The 4,262-nt window shown below is 63.0% G+C and carries 4 protein-coding genes; 1 reads left to right on the plus strand and 3 read right to left on the minus strand.

The genetic code is table 11. The features are described from left to right. The 3 genes from OL599_RS25650 to OL599_RS25660 all read right to left on the minus strand — a co-directional run. Positions 1-742 (minus strand): ATP-binding cassette domain-containing protein (locus OL599_RS25650; protein WP_264716905.1); only part of this gene is annotated, 742 nt, incomplete at its 3' end. Continuing rightward, positions 739-1,734, minus strand: coding sequence for an ABC transporter permease (locus OL599_RS25655; protein WP_264716908.1), 996 nt, complete (start codon positions 1,732-1,734; stop codon positions 739-741). The genes OL599_RS25650 and OL599_RS25655, both read right to left, overlap by 4 nt. A 5-nt stretch (positions 1,735-1,739) precedes the next feature. Then, positions 1,740-2,816 (minus strand): sugar ABC transporter substrate-binding protein, encoded by a 1,077-nt coding sequence (locus OL599_RS25660; protein WP_264716909.1) that lies wholly within the window; start codon positions 2,814-2,816, stop codon positions 1,740-1,742. Positions 2,817-3,630: 814 nt separating this feature from the next. Here OL599_RS25660 and OL599_RS25665 point away from each other — a divergent pair. Further along, positions 3,631-4,262: protein-L-isoaspartate(D-aspartate) O-methyltransferase (locus OL599_RS25665; RefSeq protein ID WP_264716910.1), on the plus strand; the 632-nt coding region annotated here is incomplete at its 3' end.

The following is a 4,262-nucleotide window of genomic DNA, read 5'->3' on the forward strand; positions in this document are numbered from 1 at the left end:
GCGCGCGGTACTCACGCCGCAGGATGTCCATCAATTCCTCAACCGACGTTGCCGCCGAATCCCGCTCATAGGTCACCGAGCCATGCTGCATGAGCATGATGCGGTCAGCGATATCGAGCGTTTGCGCGTAGTTGTGCATGATCATGAGGATCGACAGGTGACCCTTCGCCTTCAGCCGCAGGATCAGGTCGATGATCAGCGCCGACTCGCGCGCGCCCATCGCCGCCAGCGGTTCGTCCAGCAGCAGGATGCGCGCGTTCGATCCCACAGCCCGCGCCACGGCCACCGCCTGGCGCTGACCGCCCGACAGCCGCTCCACCTCAAGATCGACCGAGGGAATGTTCACGCCGATGTCGTTCAGCACTTCCTGGGCTCGCCGCCGCATTGCCGGATTGTCGAGCATGAACGGCAGCAGGCCGTGCTTCCTTTCGCGGTTCAGGAACATGTTGTGGTAGACGCTCAGTCCGTTCACCAGCGCGAGATCCTGGTACACGCACTCGATGCCTAGCGCCCGTGCATGGTCCACCGAGCGTAACGCCACTTCCTCGCCTTGCACGAACAGCCGCCCGGATGTCGGCGGCTGATAGCCGGTCAGGATCTTCATCAGCGTCGATTTGCCGGCGCCGTTGTCGCCGAGAATGCCCAGGATCTCCCCCGCTGCCAGATGCATCGACACGCCGTCAAGGGCGGTCACGCTGCCGAATCGTTTGACGATCCTCTCCGCGCGCAGCGCCTCTGTCATGACCGCTCTCCGCGCTGCAGTCGCCCCATGTGAATGTTGGAGATCATCGCGACCAGGATGGCCCCGCCGATAATCACGTCGAAGGTGAAGGCGTTGATGCCCTGCAATGTGAATCCGTCGCGCAGCACGCCCAGCACGATCGCCCCCACCAGCGCGCCAATGATGGTGCCGGAACCGCCCGCCAGCGGTGTGCCGCCGATCACGCCCGCAGCGACCGCCAGGAACATGATGTTGGTACCCCCGGCGAGCGGATCGGTCGAGCCGATGCGGAACGCTTCAAGGATACCGGTGAAGCCCGCCAGCACACTCGTCAGGACGAAATTGCCGATCTTGATGTGCGCGACGTTGATCCCTGCCTCCGCGGCACCGATCAGGTTGCCGCCGACGGCGATCGTGTGAAGCCCCCACCGCGTCTGCCGCAACACGAAATGCATCACCCCGACGATCCCGACAGCCCAGATGATCTCGCTGTAGCCCGATGCGCCCATGATGTTGGCGACGGCCTCGCTTCCTGCTGTCGCCACCGGCGCGCCGCCCGAAATGGTCAGCGTGAAGCCATTGAGCACGTACAACGTCCCCAACGTCGTCACGAACGATGGCACGCGGAGCTTCACGGTGATCAAGCCGTTCACTGCTCCCACCAACCCCGCTGCCACCAGCGCCAGCAGCAGCGCGACCATGATCGGCAGGCCCGCTTCGGTGCCGAAATGCATCAGGAAGGGCGCCAAGGCGAACACGTGCCCCGCCGAGAGGTCGATCTCGCCGCAGATCAGCAGCATCACCTCGCCACAGGCGATGATCGCCGAGGCCGCAATGAATTGCGACAATGTCTGCAGATTCGCGCTGCTGAGGAAGTTCTCGTTCGCGGCCTGGAAGTATGCGATGAGCAGCACGGCCACGACGACGATGCTGGCCTCGCGCCAGCGCAGGAAAGCGGCCAGCGCACCGCCGCGAAAAGGAGATGGCCGGGCTGCCATCTCCTTGCCGTTCATCTGCCTCAACCCTTTATGGCACCGGAGCGCGGCACGATCATCGGCCGGTCGGTCTTGCCTTCGTAGCGCGTCGAGGTCGTGATATATGGCCCGACGCTGTCTTTCGTCACGAATTTCAGACCGGTATTGATATCGGCCGGCCCCACCAGTCCACCGGAAGCCAGGAAGGTCGCCATCACCATCACCGTGTAGAAACCCTGCAGGTAGGGTTGCTGGTCGATGGTGAAGTCGAGGAACCCGTCACGAATGTTGTTCAGGGTAACCGGCAGCAGGTCGTAGCCGCCGCCTTTGATGCCCTTCTCCGGCAGCTTGTATTTCTTGATGACCTGCGAGACGCCCTGCGTGCTGCCGGCATCCACGGCGAACATGCCCTTCACGTCCTGGTGACCGATGTAGTAGGCGTCGATCTTCGACAACTCCTCGTCCACCGTCGGGCCGGTGGCGATCACGTCCACCGTGATGTTTCGGCCGGCCTTCCTGATCACGTCCTGCGCACCGTCGATGCGCGGCTGGATATTCAGTTGTCCCGGCGTGGCAATGAACAGGGCTACGCGCCCGGAGTCGATCATCCCAAGGATACGCTCGCCCATCTTCGCGCCCGAGGCGTAGAGATCCTGGCCGATATAGGCCAGCCGGCCAGCACTCGGTACGTCCGCGTTATAAGAGAATACCGCGATCCCGGCCTCCATCGCGCTCGCGATCGGCCGATTGAACGCCGCCTGGTCCACGATTGGCACCGCGATCGCATCGGCCTTCCCCGCGATCGCCGTGTTCATCGCGTTGACCATCTCCGCCGCATTGCTGGTTGCCGAACCGGTCCACTGATACTCGCAGCCCAGCAAGGCGCACGCGTCCTCGATGCCATATCGCGTCGGCACGAAGAACGGATTGGTGGTCACGTGGTTGACAAATACCAGCTTCCACTTCGGATGTGCGGGAAAGCCGGCGGCCCGCGCCTGTGTAGCGCGGACGCTCATCGCTGCCAGCGCCGTGCCGAGTACTGCGCCGCCCAACAGCATCCGGCGGGCCACGTTTCCCGAAGCATCGTGCGTTTCGGTATCCAACTCGTGTGGATCATTCATGTTGTTTCCCCCTCGACGTGGACGACGAAGCCCTGGCTTGGGTGCACAAATCCGTTAACGAGCCTGAAGATGCGAGTATACAGATTTTCTGCAGGTCCGCTGGGACATCAGTGCCGCGAACCTGGTCAAGCGATTGAACACCAGGCAAGCGACTCTCATGTCGATCTGCCGGGCGGATGGAGGCGGCCGTTCACCAGGGTGTTTCGCCACGGCCGTGCAAGAAACGGCGCCAGGCAAGGCACTGAGCTGATTGCGTATTTTCGTGATAGTCACCGGCAACCCGTTGATACCGGTAATTCACGGCTGTTTTTGTCAAACAGCAGTCGATCCGATTGGCACGCGCACAGGGTGGACACGGCGGGGCGGGATTATTGTTATCTCGGTTTCGAGAGATTCCCAAACGCGCCCTCGGCGCGGGAGCCGGACCGCCACTGACGGCCAGTAGAGCCGCCGATGACACGATTGTGAGCGCCGCACGGTATTCCCTATGGAGCGGGCCCGCATGACCCGTAGAATGATGAAACGGTGACCGCGTGTCGCCTGCCGGGCGTGTCCAGCCACCATGTTGGCGCCGCACGCGAGGCGACGCCCCGAGCGCGAGGCGTCGGATGCACATGCGGACCGTGTGAGGGACGATCCTTCCCGGCCGGAGGGACGTCGTCGAGGCTGCCGGTGTCGCGGCTTATATCTCGTATCTCGTGAGTGCGGCAGCGCAAGGATGCAACGGAACCACAGCACGCTATCGGAGACGTGAGAGCGCACCCTGACACCAGAGCGTCCTGACCGCAGACATATCGGAGGAAGGCCGCCTGTCATGAAGCCGATGGATGAGGAGCACTTTGCGATCCTGCGCCGGCACATGGTCGAGGTAATCACGATCCACACCGACCTCATGAGCGATGAGCTCGGCAAAGCAGCGCTCCACGAGCGAGTGCTGGCGGCAATGCTGCGGGTGCCGCGCCATCTCTTCGTGCCTGCTCAACTTGCTTCTCTCGCCTACCAGGACATGCCGCTCCCGATCGGCTTCGGCAAGACGGTCTCACAGCCCTTCATCAGCGCGCTCATGACCGACCTTCTCGCCCTCGAACCGCATGAGGTAGTACTCGAGATCGGCACCGGCCTTGGCTACCAGGCGGCGGTTCTGGCAGAGCTTGCCGCCCGGGTCTGGAGCGTCGAGATCGTCGAGGAATTCGCAAGCGAAGCCGAATTGCGCCTGCGCCAGCTTGGCTACTCCACGGTCGGTATCCGCGTCGGAGATGGATCTCGCGGCTGGGTCGAGCATGCGCCCTACGACAAGATTCTGGTGACGGCAGCAGCCGAGCGGCCACCGCCGGCGCTGCTCGAACAGCTCAAGCCAGGTGGGCGCCTGATTTTGCCGGTGGGTCCTGCTGAGACGCAGCTTCTCACGGTCATCGACAAGGGCGTGGCTGGAGATATTCGTATTCA

Source organism: Limobrevibacterium gyesilva, assembly GCF_025989185.1.
Taxonomy (GTDB): Bacteria; Pseudomonadota; Alphaproteobacteria; order Acetobacterales; family Acetobacteraceae; genus Limobrevibacterium; species Limobrevibacterium gyesilva.